Annotated in this window: 23 protein-coding genes; 14 read left to right on the top strand and 9 right to left on the bottom strand. The window is 60.1% G+C overall.

Annotation, left to right across the window (positions count from 1 at the left end):
- Positions 1-26 precede the first annotated feature (26 nt).
- Complete coding sequence (locus tag HNO86_RS15915) at positions 27-656, bottom strand: DUF1120 domain-containing protein (RefSeq protein ID WP_175377895.1); 630 nt, start codon at positions 654-656, stop codon at positions 27-29.
- A 356-nt stretch (positions 657-1,012) separates the two neighbouring features.
- On the opposite strand from HNO86_RS15915, the gene HNO86_RS15910 reads away from it, so the two are divergent.
- The 4 genes from HNO86_RS15910 to HNO86_RS15895 all read left to right on the top strand — a co-directional run bounded on the left by HNO86_RS15910 (position 1,013) and on the right by HNO86_RS15895 (position 3,618).
- Positions 1,013-1,645, top strand: coding sequence for a response regulator transcription factor (locus HNO86_RS15910; protein WP_175377894.1), 633 nt, complete (start codon positions 1,013-1,015; stop codon positions 1,643-1,645).
- A gap of 115 nt (positions 1,646-1,760) precedes the next feature.
- Positions 1,761-2,231, top strand: a complete 471-nt coding sequence (locus tag HNO86_RS15905) for a nuclear transport factor 2 family protein (protein ID WP_175377893.1) — start codon at positions 1,761-1,763, stop codon at positions 2,229-2,231.
- Between the two features lie 40 nt (positions 2,232-2,271).
- Entirely contained in the window at positions 2,272-2,583 is a 312-nt protein-coding gene (locus HNO86_RS15900) for a GIY-YIG nuclease family protein (RefSeq protein WP_175377892.1), read from the top strand.
- Between the two features lie 87 nt (positions 2,584-2,670).
- Positions 2,671-3,618, top strand: coding sequence for a glutathione S-transferase family protein (locus HNO86_RS15895; protein WP_175377891.1), 948 nt, complete (start codon positions 2,671-2,673; stop codon positions 3,616-3,618).
- A gap of 72 nt (positions 3,619-3,690) precedes the next feature.
- Here HNO86_RS15895 and HNO86_RS15890 read toward each other — a convergent pair whose 3' ends face one another.
- Both HNO86_RS15890 and yejK read right to left on the bottom strand, forming a co-directional pair.
- Positions 3,691-4,041: a glutaredoxin family protein gene (locus tag HNO86_RS15890; RefSeq protein ID WP_175377890.1), complete on the bottom strand. Its 351-nt coding sequence runs from the start codon at positions 4,039-4,041 to the stop codon at positions 3,691-3,693.
- The gene (gene yejK, locus HNO86_RS15885) at positions 4,041-5,045 is read right to left on the bottom strand and encodes a nucleoid-associated protein YejK (RefSeq protein WP_175377889.1); all 1,005 of its coding nucleotides are present in this window, start codon (positions 5,043-5,045) and stop codon (positions 4,041-4,043) included. The genes HNO86_RS15890 and yejK overlap by 1 nt, the downstream gene beginning before the upstream one ends.
- A 419-nt stretch (positions 5,046-5,464) precedes the next feature.
- Here yejK and HNO86_RS15880 point away from each other — a divergent pair, with 419 nt between their 5' ends.
- Positions 5,465-5,746, top strand: a complete 282-nt coding sequence (locus tag HNO86_RS15880) for an HU family DNA-binding protein (protein WP_110964745.1) — start codon at positions 5,465-5,467, stop codon at positions 5,744-5,746.
- Positions 5,747-5,934: 188 nt separating this feature from the next.
- Here the strand turns inward: HNO86_RS15880 and rlmF are convergent, their stop codons facing one another.
- From rlmF to HNO86_RS15855, 5 genes are all read right to left on the bottom strand, one after another.
- Positions 5,935-6,960 (bottom strand): 23S rRNA (adenine(1618)-N(6))-methyltransferase RlmF, encoded by a 1,026-nt coding sequence (gene rlmF, locus HNO86_RS15875; protein ID WP_175377888.1) that lies wholly within the window; start codon positions 6,958-6,960, stop codon positions 5,935-5,937.
- A gap of 264 nt (positions 6,961-7,224) precedes the next feature.
- Complete coding sequence (locus HNO86_RS15870) at positions 7,225-10,071, bottom strand: valine--tRNA ligase (RefSeq protein ID WP_175377887.1); 2,847 nt, start codon at positions 10,069-10,071, stop codon at positions 7,225-7,227.
- A 183-nt stretch (positions 10,072-10,254) separates the two neighbouring features.
- Positions 10,255-11,571, bottom strand: coding sequence for an MFS transporter (locus HNO86_RS15865; RefSeq protein WP_175377886.1), 1,317 nt, complete (start codon positions 11,569-11,571; stop codon positions 10,255-10,257).
- A gap of 234 nt (positions 11,572-11,805) precedes the next feature.
- Positions 11,806-13,050: a transporter associated domain-containing protein gene (locus HNO86_RS15860; protein ID WP_175377885.1), complete on the bottom strand. Its 1,245-nt coding sequence runs from the start codon at positions 13,048-13,050 to the stop codon at positions 11,806-11,808.
- 12 nt (positions 13,051-13,062) lie between these two features.
- On the bottom strand, positions 13,063-13,875 hold the full coding sequence (locus tag HNO86_RS15855) for an inner membrane protein YpjD (RefSeq protein ID WP_175377884.1): 813 nt from the start codon (positions 13,873-13,875) through the stop codon (positions 13,063-13,065).
- Between the two features lie 209 nt (positions 13,876-14,084).
- Between HNO86_RS15855 and ffh the strand changes: the two genes are divergently transcribed.
- The 5 genes from ffh to rplS all read left to right on the top strand — a co-directional run bounded on the left by ffh (position 14,085) and on the right by rplS (position 17,656).
- Positions 14,085-15,461, top strand: coding sequence for a signal recognition particle protein (gene ffh / locus HNO86_RS15850; protein WP_175377883.1), 1,377 nt, complete (start codon positions 14,085-14,087; stop codon positions 15,459-15,461).
- A 250-nt stretch (positions 15,462-15,711) separates the two neighbouring features.
- On the top strand, positions 15,712-15,963 hold the full coding sequence (gene rpsP / locus HNO86_RS15845; protein ID WP_175377882.1) for a 30S ribosomal protein S16: 252 nt from the start codon (positions 15,712-15,714) through the stop codon (positions 15,961-15,963).
- 5 nt (positions 15,964-15,968) lie between these two features.
- Entirely contained in the window at positions 15,969-16,505 is a 537-nt protein-coding gene (gene rimM / locus HNO86_RS15840) for a ribosome maturation factor RimM (protein WP_175377881.1), read from the top strand.
- 2 nt (positions 16,506-16,507) lie between these two features.
- Positions 16,508-17,260, top strand: coding sequence for a tRNA (guanosine(37)-N1)-methyltransferase TrmD (trmD, locus tag HNO86_RS15835; RefSeq protein WP_175377880.1), 753 nt, complete (start codon positions 16,508-16,510; stop codon positions 17,258-17,260).
- Between the two features lie 45 nt (positions 17,261-17,305).
- Positions 17,306-17,656: a 50S ribosomal protein L19 gene (gene rplS / locus HNO86_RS15830; RefSeq protein ID WP_009047143.1), complete on the top strand. Its 351-nt coding sequence runs from the start codon at positions 17,306-17,308 to the stop codon at positions 17,654-17,656.
- Between the two features lie 58 nt (positions 17,657-17,714).
- On the opposite strand, the gene HNO86_RS15825 is transcribed toward rplS, so the two are convergent.
- On the bottom strand, positions 17,715-19,526 hold the full coding sequence (locus tag HNO86_RS15825) for a sodium:proton antiporter (RefSeq protein WP_175377879.1): 1,812 nt from the start codon (positions 19,524-19,526) through the stop codon (positions 17,715-17,717).
- 107 nt (positions 19,527-19,633) lie between these two features.
- Here HNO86_RS15825 and xerD point away from each other — a divergent pair, with 107 nt between their 5' ends.
- From xerD to thrC, 4 genes are all read left to right on the top strand, one after another.
- Positions 19,634-20,530: a site-specific tyrosine recombinase XerD gene (gene xerD, locus HNO86_RS15820; RefSeq protein WP_175377878.1), complete on the top strand. Its 897-nt coding sequence runs from the start codon at positions 19,634-19,636 to the stop codon at positions 20,528-20,530.
- 196 nt (positions 20,531-20,726) lie between these two features.
- A complete protein-coding gene (locus tag HNO86_RS15815) occupies positions 20,727-21,458 on the top strand; it encodes a DsbC family protein (RefSeq protein WP_175377877.1) in 732 nt (243 codons plus the stop codon).
- A gap of 133 nt (positions 21,459-21,591) precedes the next feature.
- Complete coding sequence (locus HNO86_RS15810; RefSeq protein ID WP_175377876.1) at positions 21,592-22,896, top strand: homoserine dehydrogenase; 1,305 nt, start codon at positions 21,592-21,594, stop codon at positions 22,894-22,896.
- Between the two features lie 104 nt (positions 22,897-23,000).
- Positions 23,001-24,410: a threonine synthase gene (gene thrC, locus HNO86_RS15805; protein WP_175377875.1), complete on the top strand. Its 1,410-nt coding sequence runs from the start codon at positions 23,001-23,003 to the stop codon at positions 24,408-24,410.
- Positions 24,411-24,713 lie beyond the last annotated feature (303 nt).

Below are 24,713 nucleotides of genomic sequence, written 5' to 3'. Positions count from 1 at the left end.
CGTGTCCGGTGTATGGCTACACAGGACTACAGGTACTTGACCTCGAGGGTCGCGGAACCGTCCATACGCACTTGATTCGTTAATGTGAGGCCGTTAGCGGGAGCGATATTCGTGCCTATGTGCATATTGACGGTCAGGTTCTGGATCGGTGCCGGCAACCAGGCTCCTGAAGACCGGTCGCCGAAGGCCGCCCACTCGCCCGTGGGAAATCCAGTGTCTTCGTAGTTACTCCATGTTTTTCCCCCGTCATACGAGCCAAGCACTGATTTGGGACCGATTTCGGTGTTGGCGTCCGTATACCCCAAGTCGAAGTACCCGAGCTTCTGGTTGGTATTGATCAAGCCCAAACCGTACCAGCCCAAGGAAGAGGCTGTGTTCGGTCGGTTATCCGCAAGGTTGAGCGCAAACGTAGTGGCGGCATCGCAGTCAACTTTAAGTTGCAAAGCTACGCGGCCAAGGAAGGTTGGCTTTGTGGGGTTGAGATCTTTGGCGGAAACCTTCCCGTAATCGATGACACCGCCATTGGAGAGACTTGGTGTGCAGGCCGCTGGCGTAATCGTGCCGGTCACGGTCAGGTCAGTACTGGATGCGGCCATCGCCGACGATGTTCCGGCCATGAGCAAAATGGCGCTCATGAGGGGTAAACGGCTGTTCATGATAGATCCTGCTTCTTCGATTAATGATTGTCGGGATGAATCCCGAGTGAGGAAGGGCGCAATCTATCCATCGAGGTAGCGGGATGAAATGCAACTAATACGAAAACGGAAGGTGTCGTGTATGAAAGAGCGCTTCGAATGCGAATCGACCGCTTTCTTCATCATGTCTGTAGTACTTCTGCGTGGCTTGTGTAGTTCTTATGTGTAGGGCGCTTCTGTTTGTTCTATAGGAGAAATGCCAACTCCCCGAAAGCACGGTGCAGAGCGGTTTTGCACTTTAGAATTGGGCATTGTGATGGCAAGAGGATGGCGTTATTTTCCGCGCATTCCACTCACCAAACAGGATTAATCCGACAATGCGCGTAATCATCGCTGACGACCATCCTGTCGTTCTTATCGGCTTGAGAATGCTCATCAATCTGGGCGGTAACTGCGTGATCGTTGGGGAGGCCGAGGGCCCCGACAGCCTGTTGAAGCTGCTCTCCACCACACCGTGCGACTTGTTGATCACCGACTTTTCCATGCCGGGCAACCTGCAATCCGACGGCTTGAAGATGCTCGGCAAAGTGCGGCGCGGTTATCCGCACTTACCCGTCATTCTGGTGACGATGCACGCCCACGTCACAACGCTGCGGGCGGCGTTGGCTCAAGGGGTCATGGCGATCATTGCCAAAGGTGCATCGGCCAGGGATTTGCCCATGGCGATCAGGTCGGTGGCCGAAGGACGGCCTTTTATCAGCGAATCTTTGCGTGCAGCGCTGGATCAGGCACGTGTCGATGCCCGGACGACTTCCCCGGCGCTGTCGGCCAAGGAGCTGGAAGTGGTGAGAATGCTTGCCAGCGGCATGACCGTCAGTGAAATCGCCGGCTATTTCAAACGCAGCGTGTCGACGATCAGTAAACAGAAAACCATGGCCATGCAAAGACTGGGTATCTCCACCGATGTGGCTCTGTTCGCTTATGCCCGAGATAACGGGATGGTTCATTAGGGTTCAGCGAATATCAGGGTATTTGCACCCCAAGGGCCGGTAGTTTCCCGTGCATTTGTGGACTATCGTGCAGGCCATCGTATGAAGCCATTTTGCTACCACAGGAAGCTTGTCCATGAGTGATGCCCACAACCAATTGATCACCCGGTTCTACCAGGCCTTCCAGCGGCTGGATGCCGAAGCCATGAGCGCCTGCTACACCGAAGATGTGGTGTTCAGTGATCCGGCGTTCGGCGAACTGCGCGGGCGTGATGCTGGCGACATGTGGCGCATGCTCACTACCCGGGCCAGGGATTTTTCCCTTACGTTCGACAACGTGCGCTGCGATGAACGCAGTGGTAGTGCGCATTGGGTCGCGACTTACCTGTTCAGCCAGACCGGTAACACGGTGGTCAACGACATTCAGGCGCGCTTTGTGTTTCGCGATGGCAGGATTTGCGAACACCACGACAGCTTCGATCTGTGGAAATGGTCGCGCCAGGCCTTGGGATTCAAGGGTTTGCTGCTGGGCTGGACACCTGTGGTGCAAAACGCCGTTCGGGCGCAGGCCTTGAAGGGGCTGAAGGCATTTCAGGCCGGTCGCTGATAAGATCGCCGCTTGTTTCCTTGCAAGCTTTGATCGTTACGTGAGCACCGACAACGAAAATCCCGCCGACGCCAAACCCGCAGTGAGCAAACCCTGGTTCGTCTACCTCGTGCGCGCGGCCAATGGCTCACTCTACTGCGGGATCAGCGACGATCCCGTGCGTCGATTCGCCAAACACCAAAGTGGCAAAGGCGCGCGTTTCTTTCTCTCAAGCCCGGCCATGGCGCTGGTCTATACCGAAGCCTGCCGCGACAAAAGCGAAGCGCTGCGTCAGGAGCGGTTGATCAAAAAGCTCAAGAAGAGCGCCAAGGAATGCCTGGTGGCCAGTGCGACGGCCGACTTATCAACCTGAGTGATTGGCTACCATCAGGCGGATCTGTATTTTGTAGACCGATTGCGCGCTAAGCTGCGGGTTTCTTTCTGTGCGGCGGAGCCGAACATGTCCGAGTTGATCCTGCATCACTACCCGACGTCCCCCTTTGCCGAAAAGGCCCGATTATTGTTGGGCTTCAAAGGACTGTCCTGGCGCTCGGTGAAAATCTCGCCAGTGATGCCAAAACCCGATCTCACTGCGCTGACCGGTGGCTACCGCAAGACGCCGGTACTGCAGATCGGCGCGGATATCTATTGCGATACGGCGTTGATCGCCCGTCGTCTGGATCGGGAAAAAACCTTGCCCGCGTTCTTCCCGGAAGGTCAGGAAATGATCGCCGCGAGCTTTGCCGCCTGGGCCGATTCCGTGGTGTTTCAGCACGCTGTCAGTCTGGTGTTCCAGCCGGAGTCGGTCGCCGTGCGTTTCGGCCACTTGCCGCAGGAGGCGATCAACGCGTTTCTGGCCGATCGCGCCAAGTTGTTCAGCGGTGGCAGCGCTACCCGGTTGACCGCCGAGCAAGCGCGGCATCAGTGGCCAACGATCATGGCGCGCCTGGAGCAGCAGTTGCAGCGCGAAGAGGGTGATTACCTGTTTGGCGAGCCCTCGATTGCCGACTTCGCCATGGCGCACCCGCTGTGGTTCCTCAAGGCCACGCCGGTCACGGCGCCGCTTGTGGATAACTATCCGGCGGTGTCGGCCTGGTTGGCGCGGGTCTTGGGTTTCGGCCATGGTGCGTCGAGTGAGATGAGCTCGCAAGAGGCGCTGACGATTGCACGGCAATCCACGCCTGCTGCTTTGCCCGATGAACTGTTCATCGATCCGAACGGGTTCGAGGTGGGTCAGCAGGTGGTGATCGCCGCGACTGACTATGGCGTTGATCCGGTGGCGGGGGAGTTGTTGTTTGCCGGCAGTGAGGAATTGATCGTGCGTCGTGAGGATGAGCGGGGCGGGGTGGTGCATGTGCACGTTCCGCGATTCGGTTTCCGTATCGAGGCTTGCTCAAACCCCTGCTGAAACATGTGGCGAGGGAGCAAGCTCCCTCGCCACAAAGGCTCCTTGCCACAAGATTTGTGTATTTCTGATCAGTTATTTCAGCGCCGCCAGAATCGCATCCGGGTCATACCCGCGAATCAGCGTTCCGTTCACATCAAGGAACGGAATCCCGCCACCACCCAACGCTTCATAAGCCTTGCGCGCCACAGCGTCTTTCTCGATATCGAATTCCTTGTAGGGAATGCCCTTCTGATCGAGAAAGCGCCGGGTCAATTTGCAGTAGCCACACCACTCGGTGGTGTAGAACACCACATTGGCCGTGGCCTGCGTCTGCTCGGACACCACTTGCGAGGGATTGAACACGCGCTCGATCTTGCCCCAGTTCTGGTAGGCCACGACCACCAGCAGAATCAGCAGGAATTTCTTCAGCACATTGCCGAGCATCAGTTGCGGCGCTTGAGCTGGTCGGTGAGCGAGGTCGGCAGGCCCTTGATGATCAGGGTGCCGGCTTCTTCGTCGTACTCGATCTTCGAGCCCAACAGGTGTGCTTCGAAGCTGATGGACAAACCTTCGGCGCGACCGGTGAAGCGGCGGAACTGGTTCAGGGTGCGCTTATCCGCCGGGATTTCCGGCGACAGGCCGTAGTCCTTGTTGCGGATGTGATCGTAGAAGGCTTTCGGGCGTTCTTCGTCGATCAGTTCCGACAGCTCTTCCAGGCCCATGGGTTCGCCGAGCTTGGCCTGGCTGCTGGCGTAATCCACCAGAGTCTTGGTTTTTTCCCGTGCCGAATCTTCCGGCAGGTCTTCACTTTCGACGAAGTCGCTGAAGGCCTTGAGCAGGGTGCGGGTTTCACCCGGACCATCGACGCCTTCCTGGCAACCGATGAAGTCGCGGAAATACTCCGAGACCTTCTTGCCGTTCTTGCCTTTGATGAACGAAATGTACTGCTTGGATTGCTTGTTGTTCTGCCACTCGGAGACGTTGATCCGCGCGGCCAGATGCAGCTGACCCAGGTCCAGGTGACGGGACGGGGTCACGTCCAGCTCGTCGGTCACCGCCACGCCTTCGCTGTGGTGCAACAGGGCGATGGCCAGGTAGTCGGTCATGCCTTGCTGGTAGTGGGCGAACAACACGTGGCCACCCACCGAGAGGTTGGATTCTTCCATCAGCTTTTGCAGATGCTCCACCGCCACGCGACTGAACGCGGTGAAGTCCTGGCCGCCGTCGAGGTATTCCTTCAGCCAGCCGCTGAATGGAAAGGCGCCGGACTCCGGATGAAACAGACCCCAGGCTTTGCCCTGTTTGGCGTTATAGCTTTCATTGAGGTCGGCCAGCATGTTCTCGATGGCGGCGGACTCGGCCAGTTCCGAGTCGCGGGCATGGAGAACCGCGGGGGTGCCATCGGGTTTTTTGTCGATCAGGTGGACGATGCAATGACGGATCGGCATGGGCTTCTCGGCTGGTGGAAGCGGCTGGTGTGAGCGGCTTGTTGGAGAGAGCGGTCAGCTCCCCGAAAAAGCGCCCAGTGTACCGCAACCACTGCTTTTGGCGCCGCACGAAGGGCAATTGCGCGGCGACCGACGGTGCATATGCTGTTTTTTCCCGATTTAGAGCAATAAAGCTGACCAAAAGGGCAGCCGGAAGCGGATATTTCCCCGTCGCTGTGCTAGTTTTGCCCGGTCTTACGCGTAGTCACTGCGTTAAGCGTGCAGTCAGCAAATGTCAGGTCGAACCAAACCCTGATTTCGGTATCTATAACCCGACTCGTCGCGGTTATCGCCGAGGGTGCCAGATCCAGAAGATCGGGCTCGATGGCTGACACTGCACTCTGCAATCCATATGAAATTTGATAGGGAAGGAACACTAAATGGCTCTTACTAAAGACCAACTGATCGCCGACATCGCTGAAGCCATCGACGCGCCAAAAACCACGGCGCGTAACGCTCTGGACCAACTGGGCCAAATCGTTGCCGATCAGCTGGAAAACGGCGGCGAAATCACCCTGCCAGGCATCGGCAAACTGAAAGTGACTGAGCGTCCTGCCCGTACCGGCCGTAACCCTTCGACCGGCGCAGCCATCGAAATCCCTGCCAAGAAAGTGATCAAGCTGGTTGTGGCCAAAGCCCTGACCGACTCTGTGAACAAGTAAGACGCAGCGAAAAAAACCGTGCAACGGAGCGATCCGGGCACGGTTTTTTTGTGCCCTGAATTCTTGAAAGCACAGTTAATCCCTGTGGGAGCGGGCTTGCCCGCGATGGCAGTGTGTCAGTCGCCTTCGTTCTCGCCTGATACACCGCTTTCGCGGGCAAGCCCGCTCCCACAGGGGATCTGTGTCGGTTATTCAGTCTTGCGCGGCCAACGCTCGCGCCATGCCTGTTGCTGCTCCGGCGTCTGAAACGTCCACGCCACGAACCGGCTCTGCTTCTGCCCCTGCGACATTTCCACCACGCGGCTCTCCAGCGCGCCGGCCTTTTTCAACGCAGTCTGCATCGCCGGCAGGTTCGAGGCCTTGGACACCAGGGTGCTGAACCACAACACCTGCTGCCCCACCTGCGCGCTCTCGCTGATCAGCTGCGTGACGAAACGTACCTCGCCGCCCTCGCACCACAACTCAGCTGCCTGACCGCCGAAATTCAGCACCGGCAGTTTGCGCTTCGGATCGGCTTTGCCCAGTGCTCGCCATTTACGGCTGCTGCCACGGGTGGCTTCTTCCAGGGATGCGTGGAAGGGCGGGTTGCACATCGTCAGGTCGAAGCGCTCGTCACTCTCCAGCAGGCCCAGGAGGATCTGCTTGCGGTTGGCCTGCTGGCGAATCTGGATCGCCTTGTTCAGGCCGTTGGCGGCAATGATGGTCTTGGCGGCGGCAATGGCAGTGGCATCGATGTCGGAGCCGAGGAAGTGCCAGCGGTAGTCGCTATGGCCGATCAGCGGGTAGACGCAGTTGGCACCCGTGCCCACGTCCAGCACCTTCACCGCGGCGCCACGGGGGATCACGCCTTCATTGCCTTCGGCCAGCAGGTCGGCGAGAAAGTGCACGTAATCGGCGCGACCCGGCACCGGCGGGCAAAGGTAGTCGGCCGGGATGTCCCAGTGGGCGATGCCGTAGAACGATTTGAGCAGTGCCCGATTGAACACCCGTACGGCGTCCGGGCTGGCGAAGTCGATGCTCTCCTTGCCATACGGATTGATGATCACGAACTTCCCCAATTCCGGCGTGCTTTTGATCAGCGCCGGGAAGTCGTAGCGACCCTGGTGGCGATTGCGCGGGTGCAGGCTGGCCTTTTCCCGTGGCTCCACGGCTTTGGCCGGGGGCGCGGTGTCAGATTTTTTACGCGCGGGTTTGGGGGTACGAGGGGTGTTCATGGGCGTGGTCGATTCAGGTATGACAAAAAGTGGCGGGCATTGTCCCACATCCAGTCCCTGTGAACCCAATTGCAAAAAACACCTCAATCCCTGTGGGAGCTGGCTTGCCAGCGATGAGGGCATCGCATTTAACACTAAAGTGCCTGAAAGATCGCCATCGCTGGCAAGCCAGCTCCCACAGGGATTTGCATTGAATTTGAGGGACATGGCAGGCACAAAAAAGGGAGGCCATTACTGACCTCCCTCTTTCATTGCGCAGTGCCGTTACAGGCTGGCGATCCGCGCATGTTGCTCGGCCAGTTTGCCCAGGGCTTGTTCAGCCTCGGCCAGTTTGGCGCGTTCCTTCTCGATGACTTCAGCGGGTGCCTTGTCGACGAAACCGGCGTTCGACAGCTTGCCGCCGACGCGTTGCACTTCGCCTTGCAGGCGCTGGATTTCCTTGTCCAGACGCGCCAGTTCCGCACCCTTGTCGATCAGGCCGGCCATTGGCACCAGCACTTCCATCTCGCCAACCAGTGCGGTCGCCGACAGTGGTGCTTCTTCGCCCGCAGCCAGCACGGTGATCGATTCGAGGCGCGCCAGTTTCTTCAGCAGCGCTTCGTTTTCGCTCAGGCGACGCTGATCCTCGGCACTGACGTTCTTCAGGAACAGCGGCAGCGGTTTACCCGGACCGATGTTCATTTCGCCACGGATGTTACGGGTGCCGAGCATCAGGCCCTTGAGCCATTCGATGTCGTCTTCGGCCGCCTGATCGATGCGCGTTTCATTGGCCACCGGCCAAGGTTGCAGCATGATCGTCTTGCCTTCGATACCGGCCAGCGGCGCGATGCGCTGCCAGATTTCTTCGGTGATGAACGGCATGAACGGGTGCGCCAGGCGCAGGGCCACTTCCAGCACGCGAACCAGGGTGCGACGGGTGCCGCGCTGGCGCTCGACCGGTGCGTTCTCGTCCCACAGCACAGGCTTGGAAAGCTCCAGGTACCAGTCGCAGTACTGGTTCCAGATGAACTCGTAAAGGGCTTGGGCGGCCAGGTCGAAACGGAACTGGTCCAGCTGGCGAGTCACTTCGGCTTCGGTGCGTTGCAGCTGCGAAATGATCCAGCGGTCTGCCAGCGACAGCTCGTAGGCTTCGCCGTTCTGGCCGCAGTCTTCGCCCTTGTCCAGCACGTAGCGCGCGGCGTTCCAGATCTTGTTGCAGAAGTTGCGATAGCCTTCGACGCGGCCCATGTCGAACTTGATGTCGCGACCGGTGGACGCCAGCGAGCAGAAGGTGAAACGCAGGGCGTCGGTACCGTAGCTGGCGATACCCTCGGCGAACTCGTCGCGGGTCGCTTTCTCGATCTTCTTCGCCAGCTTCGGCTGCATCAGGCCCGAGGTGCGCTTCTGCACCAGGGTTTCCAGCTCGATGCCGTCGATGATGTCCAGCGGGTCCAGGACGTTGCCCTTGGACTTGGACATCTTCTGGCCCTGGCCATCACGCACCAGACCGTGCACGTAAACGGTCTTGAACGGAACCTGCGGGGTGCCGTCCTCGTTCTTGATCAGGTGCATGGTCAGCATGATCATCCGGGCGACCCAGAAGAAAATGATGTCGAAGCCGGTGACCAGTACGTCGGTGGAGTGGAATTTCTTCAGGAACTCGGTCTTTTCCGGCCAGCCCAGGGTGGAGAAGGTCCACAGACCGGAACTGAACCAGGTGTCGAGAACGTCGTTGTCCTGCTGCAGCGCGATGTCGGCACCGAGGTTGTGCCTGGCGCGCACTTCGGCTTCGTCGCGACCGACGTAGACCTTGCCCGACTCGTCGTACCAGGCCGGGATCCGGTGGCCCCACCACAGCTGACGGCTGATGCACCAGTCCTGGATGTCGCGCATCCACGAGAAGTACATGTTTTCGTATTGCTTGGGCACGAACTGGATGCGGCCGTCTTCAACGGCGGCAATCGCAGGCTCGGCCAACGGTTTGGTGGACACGTACCACTGGTCGGTCAGCCAAGGCTCGATGATGGTGCCGGAGCGGTCGCCTTTCGGCACTTTCAGGGCGTGATCGTTGACGCTGACCAGCAGGCCGGCGGCATCGAAGGCGGCGACAATCTGCTTGCGTGCTTCGAAGCGCTCGAGGCCGGCGTATTCGGCCGGGATCTTGCCGTCGATGCTCTCGTTCAGCGTGCCGTCCAGGTTGAATGCCTGGGCTGCTGGCAGGACATTGGCGTTCTTGTCGAAGATGTTCAGCAGCGGCAGGTTGTGGCGCTTGCCGACTTCGTAGTCGTTGAAGTCGTGGGCCGGGGTGATTTTCACGCAGCCGGTGCCGAATTCAGGGTCGCAGTAATCGTCGGCGATGATCGGGATGCGGCGGCCGACCAGTGGCAGCTCGACGAATTTGCCGATCAGGGCCTTGTAGCGTTCGTCGTTCGGGTTCACCGCGACGGCGGAGTCGCCGAGCATGGTTTCCGGACGGGTGGTCGCGACGATCAGGTAGTCGTTGCCTTCAGCGGTCTTGGCGCCGTCGGCCAGCGGGTATTTGAGGTTCCACAGGAAACCTTTCTCGTCGTGGTTTTCCACTTCGAGGTCGGAAATCGCTGTGTGCAGCTTGGTGTCCCAGTTGACCAGGCGCTTGCCGCGGTAGATCAAACCGTCTTCGTGCAGGCGCACGAAGGCTTCTTTCACGGCTTCGGAAAGGCCGTCGTCCATGGTGAAGCGCTCGCGGCTCCAGTCCACGGACGAACCGAGGCGGCGGATCTGACGGCTGATGTTGCCGCCGGACTGATCCTTCCACTCCCAGACTTTCTCAAGGAATTTGTCGCGGCCCAGATCGTGGCGATTCTGGCCCTGGGCTTCGAGTTGACGCTCCACCAGCATCTGCGTAGCGATACCGGCGTGGTCGGTGCCCGGCTGCCACAGGGTGTTGCGACCCTGCATGCGGCGGAAACGGATCAGGGCGTCCATGATCGCGTTGTTGAAGCCATGACCCATGTGCAGGCTGCCGGTGACGTTCGGCGGCGGGATCATGATGGTGTAGGACTCGCCCGCGCCTTGCGGGGCGAAGTAATTCTCGGACTCCCAGGTGTTGTACCAGGAAGTTTCAATGGCGTGCGGCTGGTAGGTCTTATCCATGCGCGGCGGGACCCTAATAGGCAAATATTTCGGAAAAGCCGATGAGTATAGCGGGGATATACCGTTAGGCGTAGAGCGAGGGGGGATATGTTGTCAGGGAGGACGCCTTCGCGGGCAAGCCTTGCTCCTACAGGTTCAGTGTGATGCCCTGTAGGAGCGAGGCTTGCCCGCGAAGGCCATCTGTCAGTCGATGCGATTCAGATCGTTATGGCGCGTCTCTTTCAGGCACAGCACGGCAATCAGGCTCAGCACCGCCGCCCCCGACACATACCCGCCGACATAACTCAAACCACCCATCGCCACCAGCTTCTGGGCAAAGAACGGTGCCGCCGAAGCGCCGACGATGCCGCCCAGGTTGTAGGCCGCCGAGGCGCCGGTGTAGCGCACGTGAGTCGGAAACAGTTCCGGCAGCAGCGCGCCCATCGGGGCGAAGGTCACGCCCATCAGGAACAGCTCGATGCACAGGAACAGCGCCACGCCCCAGGTCGAGCCCTGGGTCAGCAACGGTTCCATCAGGAAACCGGACAGAATCGCCAGCACACCTCCAACGATCAGCACCGGCTTGCGGCCCAGCTTGTCGCTGGCCCAGGCCGACAACGGCGTGGCCGCCGCCATGAACAGCACGGCAAAGCACAGCAGGCCGAGGAAGGTTTCGCGGCTGTAACCCAAGGTCGCCACGCCGTAGCTGAGGGAGAACACGGTGGAGATATAGAACAGCGCGTAACACACCACCATCGCCCCGGCACCCAGCAGCACCGGCAGCCAGTACTGGCTGAACAGCTCGACGAGCGGGATCTTCACCCGTTCTTCACGGGCCATGGCATTGGCGAACACCGGCGTCTCGTGCAGCTTCAGGCGCACGTACAGGCCGACCATCACCAGTGCGGCGCTGAGCAGGAACGGAATACGCCAGCCCCAGGAGCGGAACTGTTCGTCGTTCAGCACCATGGCCAGGGTCAGGAACAGGCCGTTGGCTGCCAGGAAACCGATGGAAGGGCCGAGCTGCGGGAACATGCCGAACCACGCGCGTTTGTCCTTGGGAGCGTTTTCGGTGGCCAGCAACGCCGCGCCACCCCATTCACCGCCAAGCCCAAGGCCCTGACCGAAACGCAGCACACAGAGCAGGATCGGCGCCCAGGCGCCAATGCTGTCGTAACCCGGCAGCACGCCGATCAGCGTGGTACACACGCCCATCAGCAGAAGGGAAGCCACCAGCGTGGATTTGCGCCCGATGCGATCACCAAAGTGACCGAACAGCGCCGAGCCCAGAGGGCGGGCGAGGAAGGCGATACCGAACGTCAGGAAGGCCGAGAGCATCTGCGCCGTGCCGGAGGTCTGCGGAAAGAACACTGGCCCGATCACCAGCGCGGCGGCGGTGGCATAAACGTAGAAATCGTAGAACTCGATGGCGGTGCCGATGAAGCTCGCCGTGGCGACACGGCCGGCGGAGTTCGTCGGTTGCGCAGGTGAGGAGTCGCTGTAAGTCGTGCTGGTTGTCATGCGGTAATCCCTGACAGTCATGTGCTCCGGTGGAGCGAATTATTATGGTCGAACACCCAGGGATGTGGGTTTGCAGCGGAGTGCGGGTAGCACGGTACAGAAGGGGCTTGGGTAAGCGGATCGATTATAGGAAGGAGGCTAACGATTCAACAAGGACAAAAACCACGGTGGGGGGGCACCACCCATTCTGTGTAGGAGCTGTCGAGTGAAACGAGGCTGCGATCTTTTGACTTTCTATCGGGCAGGAACCATCGCAGGCGCCGCCGTGGTCTGCCAGATCAGCACCCGCGTCACGCGATTGTCTTCGGTCTGCAGGATTTCCAGGCGATAACGGCCGATCTTCAGGCACACCGCGCTCTCGGGAATGGTTTCCAGCGCTTCGGTCACCAGGCCGTTCAGGGTTTTCGGGCCATCGCTGGGCAGGTGCCAGCCCAGGCTCTTGTTCAGCTCGCGAATGGTTGCGGCGCCATCGATCACCAGACGGCCGTCGGCCTGTGGGTGGATGTGCGGGTTATCCATGTTCTGCTGGCTTTCGAACTCGCCGACGATCTCTTCGAGAATGTCTTCCAGGGTCACGATGCCCAGCACTTCGCCGTATTCGTCGACCACCATGCCCAGGCGGCGTTGCTGCTTGTGGAAGTTCAGCAGCTGCAACTGCAGCGGAGTGCTTTCCGGTACGAAGTAGGGTTCGCGACTGGCGGCCAGCAGGTCCTCGACCGTCAGGCGGCCGTCAGCCAATAGGTGACCGATCTGCCGGGTATTGAGCACGGCTTCGACCTGATTGATGTCGCTGTGGAACACCGGCAGGCGCGTGCGGTTGTTGTCGCGCAACTGCTCGATGATTTCATCGATCGGATCATCGAGGTTGATGCCGTCGACTTCACTGCGCGGAACCAGGATGTCGTTGACCGTGATGTTGTCCAGTGCATGAATGCCGGGCAGCGAATGCGGGCGGCAGACGGCGGTTTCCTCGTCGTCATGTCGCTCTGCCGGTGGTTCGTCTTCACTTTGCTGCACCACCTTGGGCTTGCGCACGAAGGGACGCAGCAGCAACTGGCCGATAGCGTTGAGCAGCCAGGCGGCCGGATAGAGGATCTTCAGCGGAATCGGCAGCAGTTGATTGCCCAGGGCCAGGATCGCATCCGGATGGCGGGCGGCGAGGGTGCGCGGCAGATAGTCGGTAAACACCAGCAAGGCGGCGCCTGCACCGAGACATGCGGCCCATGGACCGTTTTGCGCCCAGGTGAAGATCGCCAGCAGGGTGCAGATCACCACCACCAGCGTGCGGCACAGGGTATTGCAGAAGATCAGGCTGTTGAGCGGGAAGCTCAGTCTGGCCAGCGGCTTGTCGCTCGAACGCGACGCGGTGCGCTTGGCCAGCAGATGCTGGTGAGCGGATTCGATGGCGCAAAACAGCGCCGACCAGAGAATCAGCAGGGCTACTACTGCGAGCATCGGCCCTAAGGGCAAGTCGTCCATTAATGCCGCCCGTCAGATGTGCAGGATGTATTCGCGGACCAGCTTGCTGCCGAAATAGGCCAGCATCAGCAGGCAGAAACCGGCGAGGGTCCAGCGAATGGCCTTGTGTCCGCGCCAGCCCAGACGGTTGCGGCCCCACAGCAGCACGCTGAAGACCACCCAGGCCAGGCACGCCAGCAGGGTCTTGTGAACCAGATGCTGGGCGAACAGGTTTTCGACGAACAGCCAGCCGGAAATCAGCGACATCGACAACAGCGACCAGCCGGCCCAGAGGAAGCCGAACAGCAGGCTTTCCATGGTTTGCAGCGGCGGGAAGTTCTTGATCAGCCCGGAGGGGTGCTTGTGCTTGAGCTGATGGTCCTGGATCAGCAGCAGCAAGGCCTGGAACACCGCGATGGTGAACATGCCGTAGGCCAGGATCGACAGCAGGATGTGGGCAAGGATGCCTGGCTCCTCGTCGATCACCTGCACGGTGCCGGCGGGTGCGAACTGCGCCAGCAGCACCGTCAGGGCCCCGAGCGGGAACAGCAATACCAGCAGGTTTTCCACCGGAATCCGCGAGCAGGCGATCAGGGTCAGGGCGATGACGGCCGCGGCGATCAGGCTGGCGGCGCTGAAGAAGTCCAGACCCAGGCCGATCGGTGTCAGCAGGTGGGCGACGAGGCTGACGCTGTGGGCCAGCACGGCGAGCACGCCGAGGGTGACCAGCAGGCGTTTGTTCGCCTTGGCGCACGTGGCCAGGCGGGAGCCTTGATAGAGAGTCGCAGCGGCGTATAAACAGGCGGCGGCGAGGGTGCTGAGCAAACTGGGTGACAAGGGGAGCATAAGTCCTGTTAGGCAAGCCCGAAAGTCGCTGAGTTTGGCATAGAACCCCCACGGCACGAAAGACCAGTCAAGCTGACGGCGGGTGTGCGCCAGACGCAGTCTTCGCTATAATCCGCGACCTGCCCACGCCGCAGGCTCGCCGAGAACCCGTTTGGTCCGGTCCGGGCCGCCATTATCCCGGTCTACACAGGGCCTGAAAGGATCGCGCAATGTTTGAAAACCTAACCGACCGCCTCTCGCAGACGCTGCGCCATGTCACCGGCAAGGCGAAGCTGACCGAAGACAACATCAAAGACACCTTGCGTGAAGTGCGCATGGCGTTGCTCGAGGCCGACGTCGCCCTGCCGGTGGTCAAGGACTTCGTCAACTCGGTGAAGGAACGTGCGGTCGGCACCGAAGTGTCCCGCAGCCTGACCCCGGGCCAGGCCTTCGTGAAGATCGTCCAGGCCGAACTCGAAAGCCTGATGGGCGCGGCCAACGAAGACCTGAACCTGAGCGCCGTCCCGCCTGCCGTGATCCTGATGGCCGGTTTGCAGGGCGCGGGTAAAACCACCACCGCCGGCAAGCTCGCGCGCTTCCTTAAAGAGCGCAAGAAGAAGTCGGTCATGGTCGTGTCCGCCGACGTATACCGTCCGGCGGCAATCAAGCAGCTCGAAACCCTGGCCACCGACATCGGCGTGACGTTCTTCCCGTCCGATTTGAGCCAGAAGCCGGTCGACATCGCCCAGGCTGCTATTAAGGAAGCGAAACTCAAATTCATCGACGTGGTCATCGTCGACACCGCCGGTCGCCTGCACATCGATGAAGAGATGATGGGTGAGATCAAGGCCCTGCACGCCGCGATCAACCCGGTCGAAACCCTGTTCGTGGTCGACGCCATGACCGGTCAGGACGCCGCCAACACGGCCAAGGCCTTCGGCGACGCACTGCCGCTGACCGGCGTGATCCTGACCAAGGTCGACGGTGACGCCCGTGGCGGTGCCGCACTGTCGGTCCGCGCCATCACCGGCAAGCCGATCAAGTTCATCGGTATGGGCGAGAAGAGCGAAGCGCTCGATCCGTTCCACCCCGAGCGTATCGCCTCGCGCATCCTCGGCATGGGCGACGTGCTCAGCCTGATCGAACAGGCCGAAGCGACCCTCGACAAGGAAAAGGCCGACAAACTGGCCAAGAAGCTGAAGAAGGGCAAGGGCTTCGACCTCGAAGACTTCCGCGACCAGCTGCAACAGATGAAGAACATGGGCGGCCTCGGCGGCCTCATGGACAAACTGCCCAACATGGGTGGCGTGAACCTGGCGCAGATGGGCAATGCCCAGAATGCGGCGGAAAAGCAGTTCAAGCAGATGGAAGCCATCATCAACTCCATGACCCCGGCCGAGCGCCGCGACCCCGAGCTGATCAGCGGTTCGCGCAAGCGCCGTATCGCCATGGGTTCCGGCACCCAGGTGCAGGACATCGGTCGCTTGATCAAGCAGCACAAGCAGATGCAGAAGATGATGAAGAAATTCTCCGCCAAGGGCGGTATGGCCAAGATGATGCGCGGCATGGGCGGCATGTTGCCCGGCGGCGGCATGCCGAAAATGTAAAGAATTCGCGCCGGCATCCCTGCCGGCGCTGATCCACAGAAATGTGGGACAAACGGTAAACCCGCACTTGGCGGGAGCCGACAGGCCGTTTTCAACGACGGCTCTATAGCAAATCTGCATGGCGACCGATAGGCCGCCGGAAAAAGTCATTTGCAAAAGTCCGGATATTCCTTAGAATATGCGGCCTTTCGGGCACCCATGCCCGCTGTGCCTTTAGATTTGCAGCACCGACTACAGGAACGATGTTCACATGCTAACAATCCGTCTTGCCCTTGGCGGCTCCAAAAAGCGCCCGTTTTACCACCTGACCGTAACCGACAGCCGCAACCCGCGCGACGGTTCCCACAAAGAACAGGTTGGCTACTTCAACCCTGTTGCCCGTGGTCAGGAAGTCCGTCTGTCCGTGAACCAAGAGCGCGTAGCCTACTGGCTGAGCGTTGGTGCACAGCCTTCTGAGCGCGTTGCTCAGTTGTTGAAGGACGCTGCTAAGGCTGCGGCCTGAGCAATATGAACGCGACGCCAACTGTTGCTGATGATCTGATCGTTATCGGCAAGATTTACTCTGTTCACGGCGTTCGCGGCGAAGTGAAGGTGTATTCCTTTACTGATCCGATCAAAAACCTGCTGGACTACAAAACCTGGACGCTCAAGCGCGACGGCAATGTAAAGCAGGTAGAGCTGGTCAGCGGACGCGGGAACGACAAGTTCCTGGTCGCAAAGCTCAAGGGTCTCGATGATCGTGAAGAAGCTCGTCTTCTGGCCGGTTATGAGATCTGCGTGCCGAGCAACCTGTTCCCTGAACTGACCGACGGCGAGTACTACTGGTACCAGCTGGAGGGTCTCAAGGTCATCGACACCCTCGGACAACTGTTCGGGAAGATCGATCACCTGCTGGAGACCGGCTCGAACGATGTAATGGTGGTCAAGCCTTGCGCTGGCAGCCTGGATGATCGCGAACGCCTGTTGCCCTATACCGAGCAATGCGTGTTGGCCGTCGACCTGGTCGCAGGCGAGATGAAGGTGGACTGGGACGCGGATTTCTAAGCGTGGCTAATTTGCGCGTAGAAGTGATCAGTCTGTTTCCCGAGATGTTCTCCGCCATCAGCGAGTACGGTATCACCAGTCGGGCGGTGAAACAGGGGCTGTTGCAGCTCACCTGTTGGAACCCGCGAGACTACACGACGGATCGACATCACACTGTGGATGATCGCCCATTTGGCGGTGGTCCGGGCATGGTGATGAAGATCAAGCCCCTGGAAGACGCGTTGGTTCAGGCCAAGGCAGCCGCCGGGGAGGGAGCGAAGGTGATTTACCTGTCCCCCCAAGGCCGTCAGCTGAATCAGTCGGCGGTACGCGATCTGGCGAATCTGGATGCATTGATCCTGATTGCCGGTCGTTACGAAGGCATTGACGAGCGCTTTATTGAGGCTCATGTCGATGAAGAGTGGTCGATTGGCGACTATGTACTGTCTGGCGGCGAGCTGCCGGCGATGGTCCTGATCGATGCGGTTACACGACTGCTGCCTGGAGCTTTAGGGCATGCGGACTCCGCCGAGGAAGATTCCTTTACGGATGGTCTGCTGGATTGCCCGCACTACACCCGACCTGAGGTGTATGCGGATCAGCGTGTTCCCGACGTGTTGCTAAGTGGCAATCACGCGCACATCCGGCGTTGGCGTTTACAGCAGTCCCTTGGTCGGACCTATGAACGACGCGTCGATCTTCTGGAAAGCCGCTCGCTTTCTGGAGAAGAGAAGAAGCTGCTCGAGGAATATCTCCGCGAGCGGGACGATAGTTAACAACGTATCGATGGTAGATCAGACGATTTACCTTAGGAGCACAGCATGACCAACAAAATCATCCTTGCACTCGAAGCAGAGCAGATGACCAAAGAGATCCCAGCCTTTGCCCCGGGCGACACCATTGTCGTTCAGGTGAAAGTGAAGGAAGGCGATCGTTCCCGTCTGCAAGCGTTCGAAGGCGTTGTAATCGCCAAGCGTAACCGCGGCGTGAACAGTGCATTCACCGTTCGTAAAATCTCCAACGGTGTTGGCGTAGAGCGTACTTTCCAGACCTACAGCCCGCAGATCGACAGCATGGCTGTCAAGCGTCGCGGTGACGTACGTAAAGCCAAGCTGTACTACCTGCGCGACCTGTCGGGTAAAGCAGCTCGCATCAAGGAAAAACTGGCTTAAGTCCAGCTTCCGATGCAGAAAAAAGCAGCCTACGGGCTGCTTTTTTGTTGCCTGCGATTTAAGCGGCGCTGGCGGTCTCAGGCTGAATCAGGGCCAGCAACGTCCACCCCGCCGACGGCATCAAATCGCTATCCGGCGTCACCACGTGCACCCATCCGCTATCGTCGCGCATGAACAGCAATGTCGCGCGATCGCCGTGCAACGCACGATAGTCATCCCAACCGAAACCTTCCTTCAATGTCGTGGTGTACAGCTCGGCACCCTGGCTCAACTGGCTGGCAAATTTGCTGTAGGTCAACGCCTCACTGCCCAGTTGGTTGGCGCGATGTTCCAGGCTGGTTCGATGCTTGTCAGAGCGGCGACTTTCCTGGCCGCTGGTCAGGCCGAACATCCGCTGATGACCAAAATCATGACGAAAACGCATCAACGCCAGGGTGTTCATTTCGCCCGACGGAGACAGGGCCAGCAAATGCCCAAGCCCCACCAGATCCAGATGCGCGTCGGCATGTTGTGAGGCGGGGTTGCCGAAATACGTCGGCAAGCCGTCCATCCGTGCTGCGCGGATATTTTCCCAGCTCGAGTCGGTCAGCAGCACGCGGGTGCCCAGTTGTTGCAGTGTTATGCCCAGCGTGCGGGCAGGGCCATTGGCACCGATGATCAGAAAGCCAGTCGGTGCTGGCTCGGCAACCTGCAGCATGCGCGCCAGCGGGCGTGCCGTCGCGCTTTGTAGCACTACGGTGCCGATGATCACCGCAAACGTCAGCGGTACCAGCAACAGCGCACCTTCGTGACCGATTTCGTCCAGTCGGATGGCGAAGACCGCCGACACAGCTGCCGCGACGATACCTCGGGGTGCAATCCATGCCAGCAGGGCCCGTTCACGCCAGCTCAGGCTCGAACCTGCCGTGCACAGCAATACGTTCAATGGGCGGGCGATGAATTGAATGATCAACAGCAGAATCAGCACCAGCGGCCCGAGTGCAATCAGGGCATCGAGGTCCAGGCGCGCCGCGAGCAAAATGAACAGCCCGGAAATCAGCAGGACACTCAGGTTTTCCTTGAAGTGCAGGATGTGCCGCACATCGACGCCCTTCATGTTGGCCAGCCACATGCCCATCAAGGTCACCGCCAACAGGCCGGATTCATTCATCACTTCGCTGGAGGCGATGAAAATGCCCAGTACCGCCGCCAGGGACGCCAGATTGTGCAGGTACTCCGGTAGCCAGTGCCGACGAATGATCGTTCCCAGAATCCAGCCGCCCGCGATGCCGAACAGGCTGCCGCACAGAATCACCCCGGCAAATGTGAGCAGGCTTTGCGACAGCCCGCTGTCCTTGGCGCTGGCGATGATGAAGCTGTAGACCACAACCGCCAGGAGTGCGCCGATGGGGTCGATGACGATGCCTTCCCAGCGCAGGATGTTGGCGATCGACGCTTTCGGCCGGACGACCCGCAACATGGGCACGATGACCGTCGGGCCGGTGACCAGGGTCAGGCTGCCGAACAGCGTCGCGAGCATCCAGTCGAACCCCAACAGCCAGTGAGTAGCCACGGCAATGACCACCCAGGTGGCGAGCGCACCCAGGGTGACCAGGCGACGCACGACACTGCCGACTTCGCGCCACTCCGACAGATGCAAGGTCAGACTGCCTTCAAACAGGATCAGTGCTACGGCCAGGGACACCAGCGGCATCAGCAGGGGGCCGAACATTTCCTGTGGGTCGAGCAGATGCAAGACAGGGCCAACCAATATGCCGGTCAGCAGCAAAAACAGAATCGCCGGCAGCTTCAAGCGCCATGCCAGCCACTGACAGCCCAGCGCTGCGGCGCCAATTCCCCCAAACGCCAACAGTATCTGCTGTTCGCTCATTGCAGCTCCCGGTTCCTTGAAATAGCGCGCTATGAAAGACTAGCGGTCGTTTAAACAGTCCTCCCGATTTTTTGCGCGCAATTAAAAGCTGCGTGTCTAGAGAGCCCATGCCTGCCATCGATCATCCCCTGATAGACCAATTCCTCGACGCCCTCTGGCTGGAGAAAGGCCTTTCCGATAACACCCGTGATGCCTATCGAAGTGACCTGGCCCTGTTCAACGGCTGGCTACAGGACAAAGGCCTGGAACTGGCCAATGCCGGGCGCGAATTGATCCTCGATCACCTGGCCTGGCGCGTGGAGCAGAACTACAAGCCCCGTTCCACCGCGCGATTCCTTTCCGGTGTTCGCGGGTTCTACCGCTATCTGCTGCGGGAAAAGCTGATCGCCGTCGACCCGACGCTGCGGGTCGATATGCCGCAGCTTGGCAGGCCATTGCCCAAATCCCTGTCGGAAGCCGACGTCGAAGCGTTGCTCAAGGCGCCGGACCTGAGCGAAGCGATCGGTCAGCGCGATAGGGCCATGCTTGAAGTGCTGTACGCCTGCGGCCTGCGGGTAACCGAGCTGATCAGCCTGACCCTGGAGCAGGTCAACCTTCGCCAGGGCGTGCTGCGGGTGATGGGCAAGGGCAGCAAGGAGCGGCTGGTGCCAATGGGCGAGGAGGCGATTGTCTGGGTCGAGCGCTACATGCGCGATGGTCGGGCCGAATTGCTCGGCGGGCGCCCCAGTGACGTACTGTTCCCCAGCCAGCGCGGCGAACAGATGACGCGGCAGACCTTCTGGCACCGGATCAAGCACCAGGCCAAGGTCGCGGGCATCGGCAAGTCGCTATCGCCGCATACCCTGCGCCACGCCTTCGCCACCCACCTGCTCAACCACGGCGCCGACCTGCGGGTGGTGCAGATGCTGCTGGGCCACAGCGACCTGTCGACAACCCAGATCTACACCCACGTCGCCCGGGCGCGTTTGCAGGATCTGCACGCCAGGCACCATCCTCGCGGCTGAGCACGTACCCCTGTGGGAGCGAGCAAGCCCGCTCCCACAACAAAAAGCCCTGCACGAGCAAATGTCTTGCGACAGGCGCATTCGGCCCCGCCAACCTTATGTGATAGGCTTCTCCGGTTTGCACGATGGGCGGTTATGACCCGGTATTTTGCTACCGGCTTCTGAGCCTCCCATTTGTCCGCCTTCAGGAGTTCACATGCGTCTGACCCAGATTTTCGCCGCGGCCGCCATTGCGCTGGTCAGCACCTTTGCCGTCGCCGATGACGCGGCCGACAAAGCCATCCGTAAAAGCCTGGAAAACCTCCAGCTCGAAGTGCCGGTAGAAACCATCACCGCAAGTCCCTTGCCGGGCCTGTACGAAGTCAAGCTCAAGGGCAGCCGCGTGCTTTACGCCAGCGCCGACGGCCAGTACGTCGTCCAGGGCTACATGTTCCAGCTCAAGGACGGCAAGCCGGTCAACCTGACCGAGAAAACCGAGCGCCTGGGCATCTCCAAGTTGATCAACGAAATCCCGGTTGCCGAAACCGTAGTCTATCCGGCCGTGGGCGAAACCAAGTCGCACATCACCGTGTTCACCGACACCACCTGCCCGTACTGCCACAAACTGCACGCCGAAGTGCCGGAGCTGAACAAGCGCGGCATCGAAGTGCGTTATGTTGCCTTCCCGCGCCAGGGCCTGGGTTCGCCGGGTGACGAGCAACTGCAAGCCGTGTGGTGCTCCAAGGACAAGAAAGCGGCCATGGATCAGATGGTCGACGGCAAGGAAATCAAGGCCGCCAAGTGCGATAACCCGGTCTCCAGGCAGTTCGCCCTCGGCCAGTCGATTGGCGTGAACGGTACGCCGGCCATCGTTTTGGCTGACGGTCAGGTCATTCCGGGCTATCAGCCTGCGCCACAAGTCGCCAAACTGGCGCTGAGCGCGAAGTAAATTCGCATCGTCACGGCCAGCCATTGACGATCGTGGTCCGGCAGCGACATCGCCGGACCATCAATAGAGAACCGCGATCCTGCGGTTGTTTTCACGGCCGGCCTCGAGTCGGCCGTTTTATGGGGAGTTCACAGTGAAACCGGTCAAAGTAGGCATCTGTGGGTTAGGGACCGTCGGTGGCGGAACCTTCAACGTACTTCAGCGCAACGCCGAGGAAATTGCTCGTCGTGCCGGGCGTGGGATCGAAGTGGCGCAAATTGCCATTCGCACGCCAAAGCCTCAGTTCCAAACGACCGGTATTGCGATTACCACCGATGTCTTCGAAGTGGCCACGAACCCTGAGATCGACATCGTCATAGAGCTGATGGGCGGCTATACCGTTGCCCGAGAGCTGGTACTCAAGGCCATCGACAATGGCAAGCATGTGGTCACCGCGAACAAGGCACTGATTGCTGTTCACGGTAATGAGATTTTCGCCAAGGCGCGTGAGAAGGGCGTGATCGTTGCGTTCGAAGCGGCCGTGGCCGGTGGCATTCCGGTGATCAAGGCGATCCGTGAAGGTCTGTCCGCCAACCGTATCAACTGGGTCGCCGGCATCATCAACGGCACCGGCAACTTTATCCTCACCGAAATGCGCGAGAAGGGTCGCACCTTCGAAGACGTGTTGGCCGAGGCCCAGGCACTGGGTTACGCCGAAGCCGATCCGACCTTCGACGTCGAAGGCATCGACGCGGCGCACAAGCTGACGATCCTGGCGTCCATCGCATTCGGTATCCCGCTGCAATTCGACAAGGCCTACACCGAAGGCATCACCAAACTGACCACCGCCGACGTGAACTACGCCGAAGCGCTGGGCTACCGCATCAAGCACCTGGGCGTGGCACGCAGCACCGCTTCGGGTATCGAGTTGCGCGTACACCCGACGCTGATCCCGGCCGATCGCCTGATCGCCAACGTCAACGGCGTGATGAACGCGGTGATGGTCAACGGCGACGCCGCCGGTTCGACCCTGTTCTACGGCGCTGGCGCCGGCATGGAGCCGACCGCTTCGTCGGTGATCGCGGACCTGGTGGACGTGGTTCGCGCCATGACTTCCGATCCGGAAAACCGCGTACCGCACCTGGCCTTCCAGCCGGACTCGCTGTCGGCCCATCCGATCCTGCCGATCGAATCCTGCGAAAGCGCCTACTACCTGCGCATCCAGGCCAAGGACCATCCGGGCGTGCTGGCACAGGTGGCGAGCATCCTGTCGGAGCGCGGCATCAATATCGAATCGATCATGCAGAAGGAAGTCGAAGAACACGACGGCCTGGTGCCAATGATCCTGCTGACCCACCGCGTGGTGGAACAGCGCATCAACGATGCGATCCAGGCACTGGAAGCTCTTCAGGGCGTGGTTGGACCGGTGGTTCGGATTCGTGTCGAACATTTGAATTAATGCAGCTGCAAGCTGCAAGCTGCAAGCGACAAGTCAAAGGCAGTCCGGCTTTTACTTGTGGCTTGTAGCTTGTAGCTTGTAGCTCAAACCGAAGGTTTGCTCTCATGCGCTACATCAGTACCCGCGGCCAGGCACCGGCCCTGAATTTCGAAGACGTCCTGCTGGCTGGCCTTGCCACCGACGGCGGTCTGTACGTCCCGGAAAACCTGCCACGTTTCACCCAGGAAGAAATCGCTTCCTGGGCCGGCCTGCCGTATCACGAGCTGGCTTTCCGCGTCATGCGCCCGTTCGTGACCGGCAGCATTCCGGATGCCGATTTCAAGAAGATTCTCGAAGAAACCTACGGCGTATTCGCCCACAACGCCGTCGCGCCGCTGCGTCAGCTGAACGGCAACGAGTGGGTGCTGGAGCTGTTCCACGGCCCGACCCTGGCGTTCAAGGACTTCGCCCTGCAGTTGCTCGGTCGTTTGCTCGACTACGTGCTGGAAAAGCGCGGCGAGCGCGTGGTGATCGTCGGCGCCACCTCCGGTGATACCGGTTCGGCCGCCATCGAAGGCTGCAAGCGTTGCGAAAACGTCGACATCTTCATCCTGCACCCGCACAACCGCGTGTCCGAAGTGCAGCGTCGGCAGATGACCACCATTTTCGGTGAGAACATCCACAACATCGCCATTGAAGGCAACTTCGATGACTGCCAGGAAATGGTCAAGGCGAGCTTCGCCGACCAGGGCTTTCTCAAGGGCACCCGCCTGGTCGCGGTGAACTCGATCAACTGGGCGCGGATCATGGCCCAGATCGTCTACTACTTCCACGCGGCCCTGCAGTTGGGCGGCCCTGCGCGTTCGGTATCGTTCTCGGTGCCGACCGGCAACTTCGGCGACATCTTCGCCGGTTACCTGGCGCGCAACATGGGTCTGCCGATCAACCAGTTGATCGTCGCCACCAACCGCAACGACATCCTGCACCGCTTCATGAGCGGCAACCAGTACGTCAAGGAAACCCTGCACGCCACCCTGTCGCCGTCCATGGACATCATGGTCTCGTCGAACTTCGAGCGTCTGCTGTTCGACCTGCACGGTCGCAACGGCGCGGCGATCGCCGGGCTGATGGACAGCTTCAAGCAGGGCGGCGGCTTCAGCGTCGAGCAAGAGCGCTGGACCGAAGCTCGCAAGCTGTTCGACTCGCTGGCCGTGGATGACGCACAAACCTGCGAAACCATCGCCGAAGTCTTCCAGCAGACCGGCGAAGTGCTGGACCCGCACACCGCCATCGGCGTCAAGGCAGCACGCGAATGCCGCCGCAGCCTGGACATCCCGATGGTGATCCTGGGCACCGCCCACCCGGTCAAATTCCCGGATGCCGTGGAAAAGGCCGGCGTCGGCAAGGCACTGGAACTGCCGGCTCATCTGTCCGACCTGTTCGAGCGCGACGAGCGTTGCACCGTACTGCCGAACGACCTGAAGGCCGTGCAGAGCTTCGTCAGCCAGCATGGCAATCGCGGCAAGCCTTTGTGACTTTGCAACACCTGCCTGTGTAGGCGCTGTCGAGTGAAACGAGGCTGCGATCTTTTGATTGTCAAAAGCATGATCAAAAGATCGCAGCCTTCGGCAGCTCCTACAGGGTCATCAGAATGATTGAAGGGTGAGTTCACCCGACAAACGTAATCCCCGCTGTTTTTTCCCTGTCATCTTCGCCATGCATGCTCCATAGACAGAGACGCACGCAGGCCCGCGCTCTGCATCCCGAACTTTCTTCTCGTGCCAGCGGTCATTTATTACAGACACGCCCCAGGCACTTCGTTTTCGGACTATTGAGTG

Origin of the sequence: Pseudomonas sp. C1C7 (genome assembly GCF_013359595.1) — a bacterium.
In the GTDB taxonomy this organism is placed as follows: domain Bacteria; phylum Pseudomonadota; class Gammaproteobacteria; order Pseudomonadales; family Pseudomonadaceae; genus Aquipseudomonas.
The sequence above is the reverse complement of the archived record's forward strand: the minus strand, read 5'-3'. Positions and strand labels throughout refer to the sequence as shown.

Bases quoted from the DNA above. Each gene is read 5' to 3' on its own strand.
- yejK (WP_175377889.1), bottom strand. From the start codon at position 5,045: ATGCCGATCCGTCATTGCATCGTCCACCTGATCGACAAAAAACCCGAT.
- rimM (WP_175377881.1), top strand. From the start codon at position 15,969: ATGAACGCGACGCCAACTGTTGCTGATGATCTGATCGTTATCGGCAAG.
- ffh (WP_175377883.1), top strand. From the start codon at position 14,085: ATGTTTGAAAACCTAACCGACCGCCTCTCGCAGACGCTGCGCCATGTC.
- HNO86_RS15860 (WP_175377885.1), bottom strand. From the start codon at position 13,050: ATGGACGACTTGCCCTTAGGGCCGATGCTCGCAGTAGTAGCCCTGCTG.
- HNO86_RS15910 (WP_175377894.1), top strand. From the start codon at position 1,013: ATGCGCGTAATCATCGCTGACGACCATCCTGTCGTTCTTATCGGCTTG.
- rpsP (WP_175377882.1), top strand. From the start codon at position 15,712: ATGCTAACAATCCGTCTTGCCCTTGGCGGCTCCAAAAAGCGCCCGTTT.
- HNO86_RS15895 (WP_175377891.1), top strand. From the start codon at position 2,671: ATGTCCGAGTTGATCCTGCATCACTACCCGACGTCCCCCTTTGCCGAA.
- HNO86_RS15905 (WP_175377893.1), top strand. From the start codon at position 1,761: ATGAGTGATGCCCACAACCAATTGATCACCCGGTTCTACCAGGCCTTC.
- xerD (WP_175377878.1), top strand. From the start codon at position 19,634: ATGCCTGCCATCGATCATCCCCTGATAGACCAATTCCTCGACGCCCTC.
- rplS (WP_009047143.1), top strand. From the start codon at position 17,306: ATGACCAACAAAATCATCCTTGCACTCGAAGCAGAGCAGATGACCAAA.
- HNO86_RS15855 (WP_175377884.1), bottom strand. From the start codon at position 13,875: ATGCTCCCCTTGTCACCCAGTTTGCTCAGCACCCTCGCCGCCGCCTGT.
- HNO86_RS15870 (WP_175377887.1), bottom strand. From the start codon at position 10,071: ATGGATAAGACCTACCAGCCGCACGCCATTGAAACTTCCTGGTACAAC.
- HNO86_RS15825 (WP_175377879.1), bottom strand. From the start codon at position 19,526: ATGAGCGAACAGCAGATACTGTTGGCGTTTGGGGGAATTGGCGCCGCA.
- rlmF (WP_175377888.1), bottom strand. From the start codon at position 6,960: ATGAACACCCCTCGTACCCCCAAACCCGCGCGTAAAAAATCTGACACC.
- HNO86_RS15865 (WP_175377886.1), bottom strand. From the start codon at position 11,571: ATGACAACCAGCACGACTTACAGCGACTCCTCACCTGCGCAACCGACG.
- HNO86_RS15880 (WP_110964745.1), top strand. From the start codon at position 5,465: ATGGCTCTTACTAAAGACCAACTGATCGCCGACATCGCTGAAGCCATC.
- HNO86_RS15890 (WP_175377890.1), bottom strand. From the start codon at position 4,041: ATGCTCGGCAATGTGCTGAAGAAATTCCTGCTGATTCTGCTGGTGGTC.
- HNO86_RS15815 (WP_175377877.1), top strand. From the start codon at position 20,727: ATGCGTCTGACCCAGATTTTCGCCGCGGCCGCCATTGCGCTGGTCAGC.
- HNO86_RS15915 (WP_175377895.1), bottom strand. From the start codon at position 656: ATGAACAGCCGTTTACCCCTCATGAGCGCCATTTTGCTCATGGCCGGA.
- thrC (WP_175377875.1), top strand. From the start codon at position 23,001: ATGCGCTACATCAGTACCCGCGGCCAGGCACCGGCCCTGAATTTCGAA.